This window comes from Paracidovorax avenae ATCC 19860 (assembly GCF_000176855.2).
In the GTDB taxonomy this organism is placed as follows: domain Bacteria; phylum Pseudomonadota; class Gammaproteobacteria; order Burkholderiales; family Burkholderiaceae_C; genus Paracidovorax; species Paracidovorax avenae.
Map to the genome: position 1 here is coordinate 2,957,602 of NC_015138.1, position 18,339 is coordinate 2,975,940.

Consider the following 18,339-nt stretch of genomic DNA (forward strand, 5'->3'; position numbering starts at 1 on the left):
CAGAACGGCACGTTTTACCTCTGGTGGCCCATGACCGCTCACTATCCAGACAATTCCCACGACCTCGCGCTGCTGCACGCGATCGCGGCTGGCGACCGCGACGCGCTGGCCACCCTCTACCGCGGCTACCATCGGCGCCTGGGCCAGTTCCTCACCCGCCTCACGCGCCGCACCGACCTGATCGAGGAGATCATCAACGACTGCTTCTGGGTGGTCTGGCAGAAGGCAGGCACCTTCCGCGGGGATTCCCGCGTGTCCACCTGGATCATGGGCATCTCCTACCGCTGCGGGCTCAAGGTGCTGCGGCAGAGCGGCCCGCTGGATGCGAGCGACGACGTGGGCGACGAAACGGCCGCGGAACGGGGCCACCCCGGCATCAACCCCGGCGACGACCGAGAACTGAGGGACTGGCTGGCCAAGGGTCTCGCCCGGCTGTCGGCGGACCAGCGCCTCGTCCTCGAGCTGGCCTACACCCACGGGCACTCGATCGAGGAGATCGCCGTCATCACGCAGGCCCCCGTGGGCACCGTGAAGGCCCGCATGTTCCACGCGCGCGTGAAGCTCCGCAACCTGCTGCCCGGCCTGGCGGTGGGCAGCACCGGTACCCAGGATATCCAACCATGACGACATTTCCCCCCGTATCCGCCCACGGCCCGGACCAGGACCGGTCCCACCTGCTCACGCAGGAGTTGCTTCCATGGATCGTGAACGGCACCGCCACCGAAGAGCAGCGCGCCGCAGTGGCGGGCCACCTCGCGGCCTGTGCCGACTGCCAGGCCGAACTGGCATTGCAGGAGCGCATCCAGTCGGGCCTGCAGCTGCAGCCAGCCACCCACATCCCCGACACCGAAGAGGGACTGCATCGCCTCATGCAGCGCATCGATCTGGACGCGCTGTGCGACCAGCCGGCTCCGCAGGCATCGCAGCCCGCACCGCAGCCGCGCCGCCACGGATGGTCCACCTACGCGCTGGCCGCCGTGGCCGTGCTCCAGACCGCCGCCCTGGCGCTCGTCGGCTGGCGCACGGCGGACCAGGATCCCGCGCAGTACCGCATGTTCAGCAGCCCGCAAGCCACTGCCGGCACGGGCGGCGAGGCCCAGGGCACCATCCGGGCGGTTCCGGACGACCGGCTCACGCTGGCTGCCTGGAACGCGGCGCTGGCAGGCTCGGGCCTGCAGGTGGTGGCCGGCCCCAACGCCATGGGGGCCTACATGCTGGCGCCCCTGCCCGGCACCTCCGGCACGCAGGCGCTCGCGCAGCTGCGGGCCATGCCGGGCATGCGGCTCGTCGAGCCCGCGGGAGACGCGCCGTGAAACACGCCCTGGAGCGCGCCGCGCAAAGCCTGCGCCGGGCCGCGCTGCTGCCGGCGCTGGTGCTGCTGGCGGCCTGCGCGGGCCCGCCTCCCGGAGCCGTGGATACGCCATCCAGGGTAGCGGCGGCCCAAGGGACGCAGGCGGCAGACCTCGCCATGCGGGAAGACAGCAGCCGCTACGTCATCGTCGCACTCGCCAACCCGCTGCAGCGGGTGCCCGTGCGGGCCGCCACCAGCCTGGCAGGCTATGGATCACCACCGAGATACACCACCGGGATGCAGGCCGCCACGCTGGTGGAACAGATTGCCCGCGAACATGGGCTCGCCCAGGCCGATGCCTGGCCGATCCCCTCGCTCAACGTGCACTGCATCGTGTTCGAGATCCTGGGCAGCCGTCCTCGCGACGAGGTGCTCGCGGCCCTGGCGAAGGACACCCGCATCGCCCTCGCGCAACCCCTGCAGGACTTTTCCGTCCAGGCGCAGCCGGCGGCGGCGGATGCCTCCGCCGTGGCCTACAACGATCCCTACGCCCCCCTGCAGCGCGGCTTCATCGGCATGTCCGCCGCGCAGGCCCACCGCGTCACCACGGGCCGGGGCACGCATGTCGCGGTCATCGACACCGGCGCGCAGACCGGGCACCCGGACCTGCAGGGCCGCACACTCGAAACCCACAACGTCGTGGACGACGATGCCGTAGCCTTTCAGAAAGACCGCCATGGCACCGAGGTGCTGGGCATCATGGCGGCCACCGGCAACAATCTGCAGGGCATCGTCGGCCTGGCCCCGGGGGCCCGGTTCAGCCTCTACAAGGCCTGCTGGTACCCCGCGCAGCCGCCGGGCAGCAGCGCGCGCTGCAACTCCTTCACCCTCGCCAAGGCGCTCGTCGCCGTGATGTCTTCGGATGCGCGGATCGTCAACATGAGCCTCGGCGGCCCGAGCGATCCCCTGCTAGGTCAACTGCTGTCCCAGCTGGTCGGCCAGGGCCGGATCATCGTCGCCGCGGTGCCCCCGGGCGGCCAGCGCAGCGGCTTTCCCGCGGGCGTGCCCGGCGTCCTGGCCGTGGACTCCGCAGGCGCCGTGCGTACGCCGTCCACGGAAGGGATCCTGCTCGCCCCTGGCAGGGACATCCTCACCCTCCAGCCGCAGGGCCGGTATGACTTCGCCACGGGCTCCTCCATGGCCGCGGCCCATGTGAGCGGCATGATCGCGCTGCTGCAGTCGGTGGAGCCGCGCCTGGACCGGGACACCATCGAGCGGCTGCTGCTGCGCAGCGAAGTCCAGGACGGCATGCAACCCCCGATGGTGAATGCGGAGCGTGCCCTGGCGACCCTGTCCTCCTCCACCGCGCGCTTCGCCGCCCGCTGAGGCGCGCGGCGAGCCGCAGCGCGGCTTCCGGCAGGCGGCCCGGAATGACGCCGCAGCCGGGCCCAGCGCCCCCTCCACGGCATTGAGCCAGCCAATGGGTGCGATCAAGGAAACCGATCGACCACCCCGCGCGCAAGGCAGCAAAAGGCAGCACCCACGACCGTCCCTTTTGATTGCCGACCCCTCCCATGTTTATCAAGAACGCACTGGTTTTCCTCCACCTGCTGGCCATGGCCGTCGCCATCGCGAAGATGCTGGAATACGACTTCCGATTCCTCGGCATGGCCCACCGCCCCATGACCCCCGAACGCCGCGAAGAACTGCAGCGCACCAAGGCCGTCATGACGGGCGCGCTGTGGCTGCTCTGGGCCACGGGCGCCCTGTTCGTCTATACCGGCTACGCCCAGGATCCCGCCTATGTGATGAACGAAAAGCTCTGGATGAAGATCCTGGCGGTGAGCGTGCTCACGCTGAACGGCATGCTCATGCACCGCTTCGCGTTTCCGCTCATGATGCAGGGCGGCATCTTCCTGGAGTTCCCGCCCGGAAGAATGCTCGGCCTCACCCTGTTCGCCACGGTCTCCTCCGTCTCCTGGCTCTACGCCTCGTTCCTGGGCATCGCGCGCTCGTGGAACCACGTCATGCCCTTCCAGCATGCGCTGGCCATCTACCTGGGGTTGCTGCTGGTGGCCGGCGGCGGCTCCGTGGCCCTGATGGCCACGCTGCGCCACCTCTACCGGCGCGCCCCGGAAGCATTCGCCCTGCCGCTGGGCGCCTGGAAGAAGGAGGCATCCTCCACCAGCACCTGATCCGTCCCGGTCCTGCCGCCCGATCGGCCGCCGCGCCGGCGACGGTGCCGGGTATTCTCACCGCCATGTCCTTGCGGAAAGACTATTTCGATCTCCAGTGGCGATTCGCGCGGCACTACGCGGAAGCCGCCCACCTTCCGCTGGACCAGGCCATCGCCCGGTGCACCAACCTGCGCCGGCGCATGAACCTGTGGGGGCCGGCCGGAGCATCCCGCTGGGAGGCATTCCTGTCGACCATCCGGGCATCCGGTCCGGACCTCCCGCCCGGGTTCCACCTGTACATGGCATTCCAGGAAGGTGAACCACCGCCTCCGCGACCCCGGACCTTCGGCTGCTTTTCGCACGACAGCCCCGATCCGTCGGGCGTGCTGCGCATCCACTTCATGCCGCCGCCCGGCATCGACCGCAGCCCGCTGGCCTTCGCCAGCATGGCCGACCGCATGGACGAACTGCGGGCCCTCTTCCGGCAGGTGCGGCAGGAACATCCCCACGCGCGGTCGGTACGGGGCATCTCGTGGCTCTACCATCTCGCGGCCTATCGGCGGCTGTTTCCGCCGCAGTACGGCCATTCCGCGCGCCCCGCAGACTTTCCCCTGCACCTGACCGGCAGTTCCACCTGGGGGCAGGTGCTGGATTGGCGCCAGCATGTCAAGCCGGCCATGCGCGACGCCGTGCTCTCCCGCATGGCAGAAGTGGACCCGCAGGCGCCCTGGAAGGTCTTCCCCTGCCAGCCCCTGGTCGCTTCGTGCGGCATCGGGCACTTCCACGACTGGTTCGCGTGAGCCGGCGCCTGCGGCCACTCAGCCAGGCCGCACCAGCAGGCACAGCGCCACGGCCAGCGAAAGGGCCACCGCCACCGCCCCGGCAAGATAGACCGAGCCCACGCCATGCGCGGCCGCCAGCAGCCCGGCAGCAGGGCCGGTGATGCCCAGCGAGATATCCAGGAAGGCCACGTAGGCCCCCATCGCCATGCCCCGCGCGTGGGATGGCGCGCGCCGTACAGCCTCGACCCCGAACGCCGGGAAGGCCAGCGAATAGCCGAAGCCGGTCAGCGCAGCCCCCGCTGCAGCGACCGGCAGGCCGTCGGCACCCCAGAGCAACAGCTGGCCCAGCACCTCCACCAGAATGCAGGCCAGGGCCACCCGGGCGCCGCCCAGCCTGTCCGGCAGATGCCCGAAGAGCAGCCGCGCCCCGATGAAGGCCAGGCCGAAAGCGGTGAACGCCAACGATGCCGGTCCCCATCCGCGCGCGGCGAACAGCAGCGCCGCGAACGTGGTGATGACGCCAAATCCCGTGCTGGAGAGCGCCAGCCCGAGGCCGGGCAACCACACGGCTCCCAGCACCTTGTAGAACGGGGTCCGCCGGTGCGCCGCAGGCGGCATGGCCGGCAGCCCCGCGACGACGGCCAGCGCCGCCAGGGGAATCAGCGCGGTCGCCACCGCGATGCCCGTGAAGCCCCAGCGCGCATCCACCGCCACGCCCGCAGGGGCGCCGGCCGCATAGGCGCCATACATCGCGATGCCGACCCAGGCCATCACTTTGCCCGCATGCTGCGGCCCGACCTGCGCGATACCCCAGCCCAGCGCGCCCGTCACGACCAGGCTCTCCGCGCAGCCCAGCAGCAGCCTGCCGGCCAGCAGCGTCCACACTGCCGCAGGCGTGTTGCCGAAAGACAGCGACACCAGGTAGGCCAGGCCCGACGCCGCCGCCACCAGCAGGCCCGCCACCATGGCCCGCCGTGTCCCCCGGGTGTCGGCCAGCGTGCCGGCCCAGGCCCGCGACAGCAGGGCCGCCACGAACTGGGCGCCCACGAGCACGCCGACCCCGAGCGCGCCGAGCCCCAGGTGGCGGCTCAGGTGCAATGGCAGCACGGGCATCGGCAGGCCGATGGTGATGAAGCCGATGAAGACCGCCAGCGCCAGCGGCAGCAGCCGGATGAAGACCCTGGCCGGCACCGCGGCGCCGGGCGCGTGGGACTGTTGTGTCGTTCTCAATGAAGGCATGTGGCACTCCCTTTCAATGCGAGTAAAAACTCATTTCACATGCCAGGGAGAATAGGAGCCATGGCCCGTCCCGGAAACTCGCATTCACCGGCAGCGCACCGACCGCTGCCACAGCCCCGCAAGGCGCCGCGCCAGGCGCGCTCCCAAGCCATGGTCGAGGCCATCCTCGAAGCCACGGCTCGCGTTCTGGCCGAGCGCGGCTATGCGGGCACCAACACCAACCTCGTGGCGGAGCGCGCGGGAGTGAGCATCGGCTCGGTGTACCAGTACTTTCCGAACAAGGACTCGCTGGTCACGGCCCTGCACGAACGGCATGGCGCACAGATGTATGCAGCCATCGCCGACGTGCTGGCGGCCGAGCGCCCGGACGGACTGCGCGGGCATGTGCAGGCGATGGTGCGGGCCCTGCTGGCCGCCCACCGCGTGGCGCCGGACCTGCACCGCGTGCTGGAGAAGGAATTCCCGTTCTTCGACGCGCCGCGCGAAGAGAGCGCGGCCGACGGCGGCATCTTCCGGCAGGTGCGCGCGCTGCTCGAATCCCACCGGGGCGAGATCGCCCCCGCCGACCTCGACCTCACCACCTGGATGGTCCTTCAAACCATGGAATCGCTGGTCCACGCGGCAGCCATCGACCCGCCGGCGATGTTCCCGCCCGAAGCGGTCGAGGCCGCCATCGTGCAGGTGCTCATGGGCTACCTGACCGCGGCGCCCGTGCAGGGGTAGCCGTGCGCCTCGGGGATCAGTGACCCAGACGGAAGCGCGAGGCCATTTCTGCCAGCCTTTGGGCCTGGTCTTTCATGCTCTCGGCCGCGGCCGCCGATTGCTCGACCAGGGCCGCGTTCTGCTGCGTCATCTGGTCCAGCTGCCCCAGGGCCAGGTTGACCTGTCCGATGCCCTGGCTTTGCTCGTTCGCCGCGGTGCTGACTTCGCCGATCAGGTGGCCGACCTTGCGCACACCGTCCATCAGTTCAGACATCGTCGTGCCGGCAGTCTCCACCAGCCGGGCACCGCTTCCGACGCTGGCCACGCTGGTTTCGATCAGTTGCTTGATTTCCCTCGCAGCTACGGCAGATCGCTGCGCCAGCTGCCGGACCTCGCCCGCCACCACGGCGAAACCGCGTCCCTGCTCTCCGGCCCGCGCGGCCTCCACCGCGGCATTCAGCGCAAGAATGTTCGTCTGGAACGCGATACCGTCGATCACGCCGATGATGTCCGCCACCTTGGTGGAAGTGGCGTTGATCTCGCCCATGGTCGCCACGACGCGCGAGACCACATGGCTGCCTCGCTGGGCCACTTCATTGGCCGCCGAAGCCAGTTGGGTGGCCGTCGCGGCAGACGCCGCGCTCTGCGTCACCGTGCTCGTGATTTCCTCCATGGAGGCGGCGGTCTGCTGCAGGCTGCTGGCGGCCTGTTCGGTCCTGCTGCTCAGATCGACGTTGCCGGTGGCCACTTCGGTGCTGGCCGTCTGTATGCTGTCGGACGCCTGCCTGATCTGCCCGACCAGCTTCTGCAGGTTCTCCTGCATCTGGGCCAGCTCCGAGATCAGGCTGCCGGCGTACCGCGTCGCAGGCACGGAAACCGACAGATCGCCTGCCGCGATGCGGCGAAGCGCGTCGCGTGCATCCGCGGGCTCGCCACCCAGTTCCTTCTGCACGTTGCGGTGCATGAGCCGTCCCAGCGCCACGGCGACTGCGACGGCCAGCACGGCCAGGATGGCCGCGAAGGCCACCGCCTCGCGGCCACGTGCCTGCGCTTCGGCATGGGCCTCCCGGGCTGCCGCCCGGGCCTTCTCGCGCTGCTCCACGAGCTCTGCGCGCAACTTCCGCCATGCCGGGGTCTCTTCGGTGTTCAGCAGCGCAGCGGCGGCGCGCTGGTCGCTGGAGAGCAGCGCCAGCACCTTGTCCGCTGCCACGACCTGCCGTTCGCGCAATGTCGCGATCGACTCCAGGTTGCGGGAAAACGGTGTGCCGGCGGCAGCCGCCGCCGTTTCCTCGAGAGCCTTGCGGAACGCCTCCTTGGCGGCATTCAGGTTTTCGTAGGCGCGTGCGTTGGCGGGATCCAGTACGGCATTGCGCAGCGCCTGTCCCGACTGGAGACCCTGCGCGTACATCTCCGACAGGCCATCCGACACCTTCTGGTCGGTGGCCATGTATCTGTCGAATTCGCCCTGCGTGCGCGAGGAACCCCACACGCTCGCACCTATCGCTGCAGCGAACAGCGCAGCGGGCGCGATGAAGCAGATGGTCAGACGGGCGGAAAAGCGCATACGAACCCCCTTGTGCAACCCACGGGGAGCATGCTCGCTCCCGTGAGGTAAGTATCGGTACGTCTTCCTTTCCATGAATGGCGTCTATTTGACGATTCCATTTTCCTGTCTCGCATCCGCACCGCCACCGTGCCGAATGCCTCCCGCGCCAGGTGCGCGGAGGCTGCAGACGATTCGTCAAAAATCGCCCTAGCAAATGGCCATCCGGTTGGCAACGCATCACCGTGCATACATCGCATTCCGCACCGTTTTTGTGCGACTGGCTTGCGGCCCCGGTTCCATGCGATGCTTTGGCCCCCTCCACAAGACCGCGAACGAATGCCCATGCGCAAACGCAGTTTCCTGACCCACCTCGGCCTCGCCGGCATGCTGCCCGCCGGTTCGGCGCTGGCCCATGCGCCTGCCCAGCCCCAGCCCGCGCTGCTCACCGTGGCCGGTGCGATCCAGCATCCCAACCGCGGGGCATTGAACCCCACGGCGGACCTGCTGGCCGCCAAGCAGGGAGTGCAGTTCAGCCAGGCCCGCAGCTTCGATGCCGCGGCGCTGCAGCACCTGCCGGCCGTCTCCATCACCCCCACGCTCGAGTACGACGGCCAGCGCCACACCCTCGAAGGTCCGCTGCTCTCCACCGTGCTCGCGGCAGCCGGCGCACCGACCCAGGGCTCGGCCACCGTGGTGCTGCGCGCCGTGGACGGCTACAACGCCTCCCTGACCGTCGCCGACGCGGACCGTTACCGCATGATCGTCGCGCTGCGCATGGACGGCGCCCCCCTGCCCCTCGGCGGGCTGGGCCCCCAGTGGGCGGTCTACGATGCGGACAACCTGCCGCAGTTCAAGGACAAGCCGCTCAAGGAGCGTTTCGCGCTGGCTCCCTGGGGCCTCTATCTGATCGAAGTACGCTAGGGCAGCCCGGAATTCTGCCCGGCGGCAGGCCCTGGGGGTGGCGTTGGCGCTATGATCCAGCGCGTTCACGCCCCCTACAGCCCGCCACAAAGACAGCATGAAGAGTTTGAAAACGCTGCTTGCAGAGCAAGCAGCCTTGGATGCAGAAATCGCCCGCGAGAAAAAGCAGGCGGCCGCACAGGCGCTGAGCCAGATCCAGGCCTTGATTGCCGAGTTCGGTTTCACCGCCCAGCAGGTTTTTCCCTGGCAGCCCGTCAAGAAGCACGTGCCCGCCAAATACCTGGATCCGAAAACCGGAGCCACCTGGACGGGCCGCGGCAAGCCGCCCGCCTGGATCGCCGGAAAGGACCGCGACCAGTTCCTGATCGAAAAGACAGTGACGCAGCCGGCCCAGCAAGGGCCCTTCCTCGCCGAAATGGCGGCGGCTGCAGCAGCGGCCCGGAACCAGCGGCGCTGATCCGGCCTCCCGTGCATTTCCAGGTTCAGGCCCTGCCCTGAACCAGCACCCATCCACACGGCGGCAGCCAGGCCGCCTCGGTCCCGGGCCTGCATGGCCCGGCCTTGCCGCGCGCGTGCGCCCATGCATATCGCGCATGCCGATCGCCACGCACCGGGCACAGGCGTCCATGGCCGCAGGCAGTCCTTGACGATTTCCTGACGGGCGCTTTCCGACACTGCGCGCAGTTTTCACTTTCTGGAAATTGCGCGTGCTCCAACGTCTGACATCCCTCCGGCTCCACCCGGTGCAACTGGGCTGGTTCGCCGCCCTGTTCTTCGCCACCCTGGGCAACGCCGTGCTGTGGCGAACGCTGTGGTCCACCGTGGAAGTGGACAGCCTGCGCAGCCTGTGGTTCTTCATCAGCCTGCCGGTCTTCCTGTTCTGTCTTCTGAACCTGCTGCTCACCGCGGTACTCGCCGTGCCGTATGTGCGCAAGCCGCTCCTGGCGCTGCTGGTCGTGGTGAGCGCGGTTTGCAGCTACTTCATGCTGCACTACAACGTGCTGATCGACCGCGGCATGGTGCAGAACGCCTTCGAGACCAACCGGGCGGAACTCACGTCGTACATCTCCGCCCCGCTGGTGCTCACCATCCTGGTGCTGGGTGTACTGCCCGCCGCCGCGATGGTCCTGCCGCCGACCGGATCGAACGGGCGCCCGCTGCACGGCGCGCTGTGGTGGCTGGGCAATGTCCTCGCGACCCTGGCCGTGCTGGCCGCGGTGACCATGGCGTTCTACAAGGATTACGCCTCGCTGCTGCGCAACCACCGGCAGATCAGGGACCAGGTACTGCCGTTCAACTTCGTGCGCAACGCCAACGGCTACCTGAAACGCAGGTTCATCGCGAAGCGGCAGGTGCTGCGCTCCGTCGGCGAAGACGCCGTGCGCCCGGCGGCCGCCGCGGGCGGGCGGCCCCTGCTCCTGTTGATCGTGGTGGGAGAAACCGCGCGGGCGCAGAACTTCCAGCTCAACGGCTATCCGCGTGCGACCAATCCGTCGCTGTCGCGGCGCGAAGGCATCATCAGCTTCAGGCATGTGGCGTCCTGCGGCACTGCCACGGCCATTTCCCTGCCCTGCATGTTCTCCCGCATGGGACGGGGCCAATACGATGGCGTGCGTGCGGCGACCGAGGAAAACCTGCTCGACATCCTGCGCCGCACCGGCATGCACATCCTCTGGCGCAACAACAACAATGGCGGCTGCAAAGGAGTGTGCGAGCGCGTGGACACCGACGACATGCCCGCCCTGAAGCCCTCCGGACACTGCACCAACCCGGACGGCACCTGCCATGACGATGTGCTGCTGCACCAGCTGGGCGCGCGCATCGATGCCATGCAGGGCGACGCGCTCATCGTTCTGCACCAGCTCGGCAGCCACGGGCCCGCGTACTTCGAGCGCTATCCCGCGCAGGACAAGGTCTTCGCCCCCACCTGCGATACCAACCAGATCCAGAAGTGCAGCAGCGAGGCACTGGTCAACACCTACGACAACACCCTCGTCCACACCGACAGGGTGCTGGACATGGCCATCGACCTGCTGCAACGCCATGCGGATGAGCGCGACGTGGCCATGCTCTACGTCTCCGACCACGGCGAATCGCTCGGAGAACGCGGGATGTACCTGCATGGCACGCCCTACCCCATCGCGCCCGGCGAACAGACGCAGGTGCCCATGGTGATGTGGTTCTCCCCGGCCTTCGCGCAGCGGGCCCGCCTCGATCTGGCCTGCCTGCGCGCCAATGCGTCCCGCGAGGACTACAGCCACGACAACCTCTATCACTCCGTGCTGGGGCTGCTGGATGTCCGCAGCAGTGTGTACCAGACCGGGCTGGACCTCTTCGCTCCCTGCCGCCAGCCGGCACCTGCAGCTCCGCACACCATCGCAACAGCACGGGCCGCACAAGGCGCCTGAACCACCAAATGCCAAGGATCACCGTGGAAAAATATGTCGCCGGCACGCTCGAACGGAGCTTCGAGGTGCCCGGCCTGCTCGTCCGCGTGGCCGCCTGGGTGCTTCCAGCATCCGCGCTCACCCACCCGAAAGATCGCGGCATGGATGTCCATGCCATTCTGCAGGCCTGGAAATCGGGCTCGCCCTATGCCTCGTCGATGGATGTCACCGAACATGGCGTGCAGAAAAAGGTGCGTCTGCTCGTCTCCTGAAAATCCCCGGACGACCTCCTGGCCCGGCAGGGACTTCAGGCCGGGCCGCGCATGTCCAGCGTGAAGCGGCAGCCCCTGTCCGAGCTTGCGACCTCCATGTGCCAGCCCAGGTGCTCCACGATGCGCTGCACGATGGACAGGCCGAGCCCTTCGCCGCTCTGGCGGGCACTGGGCAGAAAACGCTGGAAATGCCGCGGGTCGATGCTGGGCGGCAAACCGGGCCCCGTGTCCGAAACAACCAGCGTACTGCCATGCAGGGCGATGCGCACCTCGCCTTCATCGGTGTATTGGCAGGCATTGCGCAGCAGGTTCCAGACCACGCTGCGCGCCAGTCCGGCATGGGTGTGCGCATGGATGTCCACCGGCGCGTCCAGTACCAGGGCCACGGGCTTTTTCGACAGCCAGGGGGCGCAGCGCGCCATGCACTCCTCGATCAGGGGGCGCAGGGGCACGTCGGTCCGGGCCAGGCCCTGAGGATCACGCGAGAGCAGCAGCAGGCAGGCCAGCTGGTGCTGCATTTCCTCCGTGGTGCGCACGATGCGCTCGGCACTGGATGCCAGGTGGCTGCCGGCAGGCAACTGGTGCGCGATGGTTTCCGCGGCGCCGGCGATGATCGCCAGGGGCGTGCGCAGCTCGTGGCTGGCATCGCCCGCGAAGCACCGCTCGCGCTGCAGGAACTGCTCCGCCTCGTCGCTGTGCCGGGCGAAGGCCCGCGCCAGCACGCCGATCTCGTTGGGCGCGTCCTGGAAGGGAAAGGGCTGCTGCTTGCGCTGCACGGCTTCGGCCAGGCGCTTGATGGGAGCAGTGACCCGCTCTGACGTCCATCGCCCCATCCAGAACGCACCCAGCATGCACAGCAGGATGACCAACGGTGCGAAGCCGTCGATCATGCGCTCCAGGTAGAGGTAGTGCGCCCGGTCCCGGAGCAGGTAATAGCGCTGGCCGCCGAACTCGAACACCAGCAGGTGACGGCCGCCCGGTTCGTCCGCGCCGTGGTAGCCCGGGGCGTAATCGCGCAGGGCATCGGGCACCGTGCGCGTGTCGTGGAGTGCGCTGCCCTCGGGCATGATGGGGACGATGCCCCGGGCGATGTCCGGTTCCAGCCGCCGCGCCTCGCGGTGCAGGCTTTCAGAAACGCCGTAGGCCCGCAACTCGTCGTAGTCCACCTGCTCCGCCAGCACCACGAAGGCCATGACGGCCGCCATCAGCAGCACGAACGACACCGTGATGCGTGTCCTGAGCGTCATCTGGTGGAAGGTGGGTCGCATGAAATCACTCCGCTCCGGGCATGTCGCTATGGCGCGGCCTCCAGGCGCCCCTTGAGGCGCCAGCCGATGCCGTGCACCGTTTCTATGAGCGCGTGCGTGAAGTTTTTGTCAACCTGCTGGCGCAGGTCATGGATGTGCGTGCGCAAGGCCCCGCCCTCGGGCGGCTCCTCCCCCCAGAGCAGGTATTCCATCTCCTGCCTGCGGACCACCACAGGCGCGGCACGCACCAGGCACATCATCAATTGGTGGGTGGTGGGCGTCAGGTGGATGGTCCGGCCTTGCCGCCACGCACGCGGCGTCCGTGTGTCCACCTGCAGGTCTTCCCAGGCCAGCATGCCCTGCACCTGCCGGCCCTGGGCGCGGCGCACCAGCGCCTGGATGCGGGCGTCCAGTTCCCTGAGCGAAAACGGCTTGACCAGGTAATCGTCCGCCCCCGCCGCCAGGCCCTGCACGCGGTCGTCCACCGGATCGCGCGCGGTCAGCATCAGCACCGGCACGGGGTTCTGGTATTCCTCGCGGAGCTTGCGGCACAGCGCCATGCCATCGAGCCGCGGCAGCATCAGGTCCAGCAGGATGGCGTCGTAATCGTGCTGCGTGGCCATGCGCAAGCCGGTGGCGCCATCGCGTGCATCGTCCAGAACATAGCCCAGCGGCTCGAAGAAACCGTACAGGTTGGCCACCAGCTCGGGGTTGTCTTCGATGATGAGCAGGCGTGTCATAGGTGGTCGGCATCTTAGCCAGGGCGGTCACCGTTGGCAGCGGCACGCACCGGTCAGTGGCCGATCCATCTCCGCACCATCGCGTGCGAAATCCCGCCCGTGCGAAAAGACCCAGGCCCACCCAACGGGGCCCGCAACGAACACGCTATTCCGGCAGATGGCAGACCGCCTCGATGTTGTTGCCCTCCGGGTCGATCACGAAGGCTCCATAGTAGTGGGCGTGGTAGTCGGGCCGCAGTCCTGGAGCCCCGTTGTCCTTGCCGCCCGCTGCGATCGCCGCCTTGTGGAAGGCATCCACCTGCGCGCGGCTGCCGGCCCTCCAGGCGAGGTGGCAACCGGCCGTGGCCGCGGGCCCGCCATGCGGCGAGGGCCCGTCGATGAACCACACGTCCGCCTTCTTGCCATCGGGCTCGGACGCATCGGGATAGGCGAACCCCAGCATGTTCGCGCCGTACTGCCCTTCGAAACACACGCTGTAGCCCAGGGGCTCCAGGGCGGCGCTGTAGAACGCCTTGGTGCGGGCGATATCGGTCACGCGGAAGGTCATGTGGTCAAGCATGTGGGGCTCCTCAAGTGTTGGTGTGCAACGTCGCACCCGAATACTGTATTTAAATACAGCATTTCAAGCAATACCCGCCAGCGTGACCCGGCAAGCGCGTCAGGCGACGGACCGATCGCCTCTCACTCGACGATCTCCGCACCCCACCCGTCATAGACCGCCGCATGCCGTTCTGCCAGCGCTTCGAATTCCTGCGAAAGAATGTTCAAAGCGCTCAGCTCGAGCAGCATGTGTTTTTGGGCAATGACCTGGTAGCCAGGATTTTCCGCGTCGGGTGCATGCAATTGCACCGAGTAATCGAGCGCCGCCAGTTCATGGGCCAACGCCAGCGCCGACGCTTCGTCATCGGCCTCGAACGCGAACTCCGGCGAGTGCGGCTGGCGCAAATCCGCGCCGACATGAGCCATCTGGAGCAGCACCAGAGCGTCTGGATCATCGCTTCCTTCCAGGGAAGCCAGGAGTTCGGGAGGTGTGGGCATGGGAGGCCTCCACCCGGGACTAGGCGCCTTGCCGCCCTGTTTGGGCCATCGCACGCGTCCGCCCGATCACCATCGCCATCACGGCCGCCGCCAGGCAGGCCGCCCCCGCGCCATACAGCGCGGGCGTATAGGTCAGCAGCAGCGTGCGGGTCAGGCCCGCCCCCCATGCGGCCGTGGCGGCGCCCAGTTGATGGGCGGCGAAAATCCATCCGAAGACCAGGCCCACTTTCTCGGGACCGAAGTGCTGCGCCGTGAGCTTGACCGTCGGCGGCACGGTGGCGATCCAGTCCAGGCCATAGAACATGGCGAACAGGCCCAGGCCGTAGAAGGTGAACTCCGAATGCGGCAGCCAGAACAGCGACAGCCCGCGCAGCCCGTAGTACCAGAACAGCAGCTTGCGGTTGTCATAGCGGTCCGACAGCCAGCCCGAGAGCACCGTGCCCACGAAGTCGAAGGCCCCCATCATGGCCAGCACCGAGGCTGCCGGCACGGCCGACATGCCGCGGTCGCCGCACAGCGAGATGAAATGCGTCTGCACCAGGCCATTGGTGGACAGGCCGCAGATGAAGAAGGTGCCCGCCAGCAGCCAGAACGTCCGGTGGCCCGCGGCTTCGGCCAGCACCCTGAACGGCGTGGCCAGCGTCATGGCCGAATGCGGGGCCGCTCCTGCGGGTATGGACGTGGGCTCGCCGCCATAAGGCGCCAGGCCGAGATCGGAGGGCCGGTCGCGCACCAAGGCAACGACCAGGAGCGCGACCAGCGCGCTGCCTGCACACACGGGGATCGTGGCCGAGCGCCAGCCCCAGTGCTCGATCATCCAGGCCGCCATCGGCAGGAAGGCCAGCTGGCCCGTGGCCGCGCTGGCCGTGAGCACGCCGACGACCAGCCCCTTGCGCGCCACGAACCAGCGATTGGCGACCACGGCGCCCAGCACCAGGGCCGTCAGACCCGTACCGATGCCCAGCAGCAGGCTCCAGAGCATGAACAGCTGCCACAGCTGCGTGGCCTGCGTGACCAGGGCCATGGCAGCGCCGACCAGCAGTAACCCCGTCACCATGACGGCACGCAGGCCGAATCGCTCCATGAATACCGCAGCAAACGGGCCCAGCAGGCCGAACAGCGCAAAGCGCAGAGCCAGGCTGCCCGATATCTGCTCGGTGCTCCAGCCGAACTCGCGCGATAGCGGCTGCAGCATGGCGCCCGGCAGGCCCAGGGCAGCCGACATGGTCAGCATGGTCAGGAAAGTGATGGCCGCGACCAGCCAGCCGTAGTGGATGCCGCGCCGCTGCAGCCAGCGCGCCGTGGGGATGGAGAACATGCCAGTTCCTTTCTCGAGAGGAATGCCTGTGGGGCAGGTCTAGCCAGACAGGCCGGTCGTGCCGTCATCTCCGCCATCGAGCAGGGACAGGCACTCATCGATCAGAACGTGCAGGGCCGCCACACGCTCGGGGCCCAACCGGGCATTCAGTTCGCTTTGCGCGGCCTTCCAGCTTCGCTTGGCTTCGTCGCGCTTGGCGCGGCCCGCTTCGGTGATGTGAACCAGGCGGCTGCGCTGGTCATCCCCCTGGCCCATGCGCACCCATCCTGCGCCCATCAGCGGCTTGAGGTTGCGCGTCAGCGTCGATGCATCCATGCGCATGAGCCGCGCGAGATCCACCGGCCGCACGGGGCTGGCGGCAAGCACGTGGCTCAGCAGCGTGTATTGGGTGATGCGCATGTCGGCGGCATGGAGATGGGCGTCATAGATCAGGCCCACGCTGCGCATGAGCTGGCGCACACGGTTGTTGGTGCAGCCCGATGGCACGGTGGAACGGTTGCAGTTGCTCGGCATGGACTTTATTATTGCATATACAAATATTGTAGATACAATAATTTTATGCCTCGCATCCGGAGGCATCAACGCAAGGAAGAGAGCGAGCGACGCCATGGACACCCATACCCACACCCATTTCCAACTTCCGGAGGCCACGCCATCGCCCGCCCTGCAAGCCTGGCTGGACGAGGAACGGGCCGTCCAGGCCCGCCTTGATGCCGGCCCCGGTCCTGGCGTGATACGGCCGGAACAGGCGGCAGGCCGCAACGGACTGGAACTGATGCAGGCCATGCTGCGCGGCGAAGTCCCCTACCCGCCCATCGCGCAGACGCTGGACTTCCTGCTGATTTCCGTGGGCGACGGCAGCGCCGTATTCCAGGGCCGGCCCGGCACGGCGCACCTGAATCCCATGAACGGCGTGCATGGCGGCTGGTTCGCCACGCTGCTGGATTCAGCGCTGGGCTGCGCAGTCCATACCCGCATGCCGCCGGGCCGCAGCTACACCACGGCCGAACTGAGCATCAACCTGGTCAAGGGCCTCACGCCGCGCGTTCCGCGGGTGCGCGCCGAAGGCCGTGTATTGCATTGCGGCCGCCAGCTGGCCACGGCCGAGGCGCGCCTGGTGGGCGCGGACGGCACGCTCTACGCCCATGCCACCACCACGTGCCTGGTGTTCGACATGCCGGCGTCACGCTGAAGGCAGGCCCAGCCCGACGGCTGGTCGCCTGATGTCGAGTGCCAGGCCGCATCGCCCAGGAACGCATGCCGGTGCCGGCACACAAACGAAAAAGCCCCCGACCTCCAAAGAAGATCGAGGGCTTGCGAGGCGTCAGGCAACGCCGCCGCGGGACAACCTTACATGTTGTCGATCATCACCTGGCCGAAGCCCGAGCAGCTCACCTGCGTCGCGCCTTCCATCAGGCGGGCGAAGTCGTACGTCACCTTCTTGCTCAGGATGGACTTTTCCATCGAGCTGATGATGATGTCGGCCGCTTCGGTCCAGCCCATGTGGCGCAGCATCATTTCGGCGGAAAGGATTTCGGAACCGGGGTTCACGTAGTCCTTGCCGGCGTACTTCGGCGCCGTGCCGTGCGTGGCTTCGAACATGGCGACGGAGTCGGACAGGTTGGCACCGGGGGCGATGCCGATGCCGCCCACCTGGGCTGCCAGCGCGTCGGAGACGTAGTCGCCGTTCAGGTTCAGCGTGGCGATCACGCTGTACTCGGCGGGGCGCAGCAGGATCTGCTGCAGGAACGCGTCGGCGATGCTGTCCTTGACCGTGATTTCCTTGCCGGTGCGCGGGTTCTTGAACTTCATCCACGGGCCGCCGTCGATGAGTTCGGCGCCGAATTCCTTGGCAGCCAGGTCGTAGGCCCAGTCACGGAAGCCGCCTTCCGTGAACTTCATGATGTTGCCCTTGTGGACGATGGTCACGCTGGGCTTGTCGTTGTCGATGGCGTACTGGATGGCCTTGCGCACCAGGCGCTGCGTGCCTTCCTTGGACACGGGCTTCACGCCGATGCCGGAGGTCTCGGGGAAGCGGATCTTCTTGACGCCGAACTCTTCCTGCAGGATCTTGATGAGCTTCTTTGCCTTGTCGGACTCGGCTTCGAACTCGATGCCGGCATAGATGTCTTCCGAGTTCTCGCGGAAGATCACCATGTTGGTCTTCTCGGGTTCCTTCACGGGCGAGGGAACGCCCTTGAAGTACTGGATGGGGCGCAGGCAGACGTAGAGGTCGAGCTCCTGGCGCAGCGCCACGTTCAGCGAGCGGATGCCGCCGCCCACGGGCGTCGTCAGCGGGCCCTTGATGGACACGACGTAGTCGCGCACGGCGTGCAGGGTTTCTTCCGGCAGCCAGACGTCGGGGCCGTACACCTTCGTGGACTTCTCGCCGGCGAAGACTTCCATCCAGTGGATCTTGCGCTTGCCGCCGTAGGCCTTGGCCACGGCAGCGTCCACCACTTTCAGCATCACGGGGGTGATGTCGAAGCCGGTACCGTCACCCTCGATGTAGGGAATGATGGGCTGGTCCGGCACGTTCAGGGACATGTCGGCATTGACGGTGATCTTCTGGCCTTCGGCAGGGACCTTGATGTGCTGGTAGCTGGTCATGGAACGGTTATCTCCGGTGGAATGGCGTCCGGGGCGGCGCCCGGCCGGCCTGTGCGACAGGCACAAAAC

At 67.8% G+C, this 18,339-nt stretch carries 20 protein-coding genes; 11 read left to right on the forward strand and 9 right to left on the reverse strand.

Going from position 1 to position 18,339, the window contains the following annotated elements; genetic code table 11:
- Positions 1-30: 30 nt before the first annotated feature.
- From ACAV_RS12955 to ACAV_RS12975, 5 genes are all read left to right on the forward strand, one after another.
- On the forward strand, positions 31-624 hold the full coding sequence (locus ACAV_RS12955) for an RNA polymerase sigma factor (RefSeq protein WP_013595030.1): 594 nt from the start codon (positions 31-33) through the stop codon (positions 622-624).
- Positions 621-1,313: a zf-HC2 domain-containing protein gene (locus ACAV_RS12960; protein ID WP_013595031.1), complete on the forward strand. Its 693-nt coding sequence runs from the start codon at positions 621-623 to the stop codon at positions 1,311-1,313. The genes ACAV_RS12955 and ACAV_RS12960 overlap by 4 nt, the downstream gene beginning before the upstream one ends.
- Positions 1,310-2,677, forward strand: a complete 1,368-nt coding sequence (locus ACAV_RS12965; RefSeq protein WP_013595032.1) for a S8 family peptidase — start codon at positions 1,310-1,312, stop codon at positions 2,675-2,677. The genes ACAV_RS12960 and ACAV_RS12965 overlap by 4 nt, the downstream gene beginning before the upstream one ends.
- 188 nt (positions 2,678-2,865) lie before the next feature.
- Positions 2,866-3,486: a hypothetical protein gene (locus ACAV_RS12970; RefSeq protein ID WP_013595033.1), complete on the forward strand. Its 621-nt coding sequence runs from the start codon at positions 2,866-2,868 to the stop codon at positions 3,484-3,486.
- Positions 3,487-3,551: 65 nt separating this feature from the next.
- Positions 3,552-4,268: a hypothetical protein gene (locus ACAV_RS12975; RefSeq protein ID WP_013595034.1), complete on the forward strand. Its 717-nt coding sequence runs from the start codon at positions 3,552-3,554 to the stop codon at positions 4,266-4,268.
- Positions 4,269-4,286: 18 nt separating this feature from the next.
- On the opposite strand, the gene ACAV_RS12980 is transcribed toward ACAV_RS12975, so the two are convergent.
- A complete protein-coding gene (locus ACAV_RS12980) occupies positions 4,287-5,489 on the reverse strand; it encodes an arabinose transporter (RefSeq protein ID WP_013595035.1) in 1,203 nt (400 codons plus the stop codon).
- Positions 5,490-5,549: 60 nt separating this feature from the next.
- Between ACAV_RS12980 and ACAV_RS12985 the strand changes: the two genes are divergently transcribed.
- Positions 5,550-6,212: a TetR/AcrR family transcriptional regulator gene (locus tag ACAV_RS12985; protein ID WP_013595036.1), complete on the forward strand. Its 663-nt coding sequence runs from the start codon at positions 5,550-5,552 to the stop codon at positions 6,210-6,212.
- A gap of 16 nt (positions 6,213-6,228) precedes the next feature.
- Here ACAV_RS12985 and ACAV_RS12990 read toward each other — a convergent pair whose 3' ends face one another.
- The gene (locus ACAV_RS12990; RefSeq protein ID WP_013595037.1) at positions 6,229-7,755 is read right to left on the reverse strand and encodes a methyl-accepting chemotaxis protein; all 1,527 of its coding nucleotides are present in this window, start codon (positions 7,753-7,755) and stop codon (positions 6,229-6,231) included.
- Between the two features lie 324 nt (positions 7,756-8,079).
- Between ACAV_RS12990 and ACAV_RS12995 the strand changes: the two genes are divergently transcribed.
- The 4 genes from ACAV_RS12995 (at position 8,080) to ACAV_RS13010 (ending at position 11,317) form a co-directional block, all read left to right on the forward strand.
- Entirely contained in the window at positions 8,080-8,658 is a 579-nt protein-coding gene (locus ACAV_RS12995; RefSeq protein WP_013595038.1) for a putative pterin-binding protein, read from the forward strand.
- A 97-nt stretch (positions 8,659-8,755) separates the two neighbouring features.
- Positions 8,756-9,115 carry an H-NS histone family protein gene (locus ACAV_RS13000; RefSeq protein WP_013595039.1) on the forward strand — a complete coding sequence of 120 codons (360 nt, stop codon included), beginning with the start codon at positions 8,756-8,758 and terminating at the stop codon, positions 9,113-9,115.
- Between the two features lie 250 nt (positions 9,116-9,365).
- Positions 9,366-11,066: a phosphoethanolamine transferase gene (locus tag ACAV_RS13005; RefSeq protein WP_013595040.1), complete on the forward strand. Its 1,701-nt coding sequence runs from the start codon at positions 9,366-9,368 to the stop codon at positions 11,064-11,066.
- A gap of 8 nt (positions 11,067-11,074) precedes the next feature.
- Positions 11,075-11,317: a hypothetical protein gene (locus ACAV_RS13010; protein ID WP_013595041.1), complete on the forward strand. Its 243-nt coding sequence runs from the start codon at positions 11,075-11,077 to the stop codon at positions 11,315-11,317.
- 35 nt (positions 11,318-11,352) lie between these two features.
- Here ACAV_RS13010 and ACAV_RS13015 read toward each other — a convergent pair whose 3' ends face one another.
- The 6 genes from ACAV_RS13015 to ACAV_RS13040 form a co-directional block, all read right to left on the reverse strand.
- The gene (locus ACAV_RS13015) at positions 11,353-12,585 is read right to left on the reverse strand and encodes a sensor histidine kinase (protein WP_013595042.1); all 1,233 of its coding nucleotides are present in this window, start codon (positions 12,583-12,585) and stop codon (positions 11,353-11,355) included.
- A 26-nt stretch (positions 12,586-12,611) separates the two neighbouring features.
- Entirely contained in the window at positions 12,612-13,304 is a 693-nt protein-coding gene (locus tag ACAV_RS13020; protein WP_013595043.1) for a response regulator transcription factor, read from the reverse strand.
- Between the two features lie 145 nt (positions 13,305-13,449).
- Complete coding sequence (locus ACAV_RS13025; protein ID WP_013595044.1) at positions 13,450-13,863, reverse strand: VOC family protein; 414 nt, start codon at positions 13,861-13,863, stop codon at positions 13,450-13,452.
- 122 nt (positions 13,864-13,985) lie between these two features.
- Positions 13,986-14,342 carry a ribonuclease E inhibitor RraB gene (locus ACAV_RS13030; RefSeq protein ID WP_013595045.1) on the reverse strand — a complete coding sequence of 119 codons (357 nt, stop codon included), beginning with the start codon at positions 14,340-14,342 and terminating at the stop codon, positions 13,986-13,988.
- 19 nt (positions 14,343-14,361) lie between these two features.
- On the reverse strand, positions 14,362-15,660 hold the full coding sequence (locus ACAV_RS13035) for an MFS transporter (RefSeq protein ID WP_013595046.1): 1,299 nt from the start codon (positions 15,658-15,660) through the stop codon (positions 14,362-14,364).
- Between the two features lie 39 nt (positions 15,661-15,699).
- Positions 15,700-16,173, reverse strand: coding sequence for a MarR family winged helix-turn-helix transcriptional regulator (locus ACAV_RS13040; protein WP_013595047.1), 474 nt, complete (start codon positions 16,171-16,173; stop codon positions 15,700-15,702).
- Between the two features lie 94 nt (positions 16,174-16,267).
- Here ACAV_RS13040 and ACAV_RS13045 point away from each other — a divergent pair, with 94 nt between their 5' ends.
- Positions 16,268-16,852 (forward strand): PaaI family thioesterase, encoded by a 585-nt coding sequence (locus ACAV_RS13045; RefSeq protein ID WP_013595048.1) that lies wholly within the window; start codon positions 16,268-16,270, stop codon positions 16,850-16,852.
- 158 nt (positions 16,853-17,010) lie between these two features.
- Here ACAV_RS13045 and icd read toward each other — a convergent pair whose 3' ends face one another.
- The gene (icd, locus tag ACAV_RS13050; RefSeq protein WP_013595049.1) at positions 17,011-18,270 is read right to left on the reverse strand and encodes an NADP-dependent isocitrate dehydrogenase; all 1,260 of its coding nucleotides are present in this window, start codon (positions 18,268-18,270) and stop codon (positions 17,011-17,013) included.
- Between the last annotated feature and the right edge of the window lie 69 nt (positions 18,271-18,339).

What these genes read in the sequence shown, in the direction of transcription:
- ACAV_RS12955 (WP_013595030.1), top strand. Translation starts at nt 31, where the DNA reads ATGACCGCTCACTATCCAGACAATTCCCACGACCTCGCGCTGCTGCAC.
- ACAV_RS12960 (WP_013595031.1), top strand. Translation starts at nt 621, where the DNA reads ATGACGACATTTCCCCCCGTATCCGCCCACGGCCCGGACCAGGACCGG.
- ACAV_RS12970 (WP_013595033.1), top strand. Translation starts at nt 2,866, where the DNA reads ATGTTTATCAAGAACGCACTGGTTTTCCTCCACCTGCTGGCCATGGCC.
- ACAV_RS12975 (WP_013595034.1), top strand. Translation starts at nt 3,552, where the DNA reads ATGTCCTTGCGGAAAGACTATTTCGATCTCCAGTGGCGATTCGCGCGG.
- ACAV_RS12980 (WP_013595035.1), bottom strand. Translation starts at nt 5,489, where the DNA reads ATGCCTTCATTGAGAACGACACAACAGTCCCACGCGCCCGGCGCCGCG.
- ACAV_RS12985 (WP_013595036.1), top strand. Translation starts at nt 5,550, where the DNA reads ATGGCCCGTCCCGGAAACTCGCATTCACCGGCAGCGCACCGACCGCTG.
- ACAV_RS12990 (WP_013595037.1), bottom strand. Translation starts at nt 7,755, where the DNA reads ATGCGCTTTTCCGCCCGTCTGACCATCTGCTTCATCGCGCCCGCTGCG.
- ACAV_RS12995 (WP_013595038.1), top strand. Translation starts at nt 8,080, where the DNA reads ATGCGCAAACGCAGTTTCCTGACCCACCTCGGCCTCGCCGGCATGCTG.
- ACAV_RS13000 (WP_013595039.1), top strand. Translation starts at nt 8,756, where the DNA reads ATGAAGAGTTTGAAAACGCTGCTTGCAGAGCAAGCAGCCTTGGATGCA.
- ACAV_RS13010 (WP_013595041.1), top strand. Translation starts at nt 11,075, where the DNA reads ATGCCAAGGATCACCGTGGAAAAATATGTCGCCGGCACGCTCGAACGG.
- ACAV_RS13015 (WP_013595042.1), bottom strand. Translation starts at nt 12,585, where the DNA reads ATGCGACCCACCTTCCACCAGATGACGCTCAGGACACGCATCACGGTG.
- ACAV_RS13020 (WP_013595043.1), bottom strand. Translation starts at nt 13,304, where the DNA reads ATGACACGCCTGCTCATCATCGAAGACAACCCCGAGCTGGTGGCCAAC.
- ACAV_RS13025 (WP_013595044.1), bottom strand. Translation starts at nt 13,863, where the DNA reads ATGCTTGACCACATGACCTTCCGCGTGACCGATATCGCCCGCACCAAG.
- ACAV_RS13030 (WP_013595045.1), bottom strand. Translation starts at nt 14,342, where the DNA reads ATGCCCACACCTCCCGAACTCCTGGCTTCCCTGGAAGGAAGCGATGAT.
- ACAV_RS13035 (WP_013595046.1), bottom strand. Translation starts at nt 15,660, where the DNA reads ATGTTCTCCATCCCCACGGCGCGCTGGCTGCAGCGGCGCGGCATCCAC.
- ACAV_RS13040 (WP_013595047.1), bottom strand. Translation starts at nt 16,173, where the DNA reads ATGCCGAGCAACTGCAACCGTTCCACCGTGCCATCGGGCTGCACCAAC.
- ACAV_RS13045 (WP_013595048.1), top strand. Translation starts at nt 16,268, where the DNA reads ATGGACACCCATACCCACACCCATTTCCAACTTCCGGAGGCCACGCCA.
- icd (WP_013595049.1), bottom strand. Translation starts at nt 18,270, where the DNA reads ATGACCAGCTACCAGCACATCAAGGTCCCTGCCGAAGGCCAGAAGATC.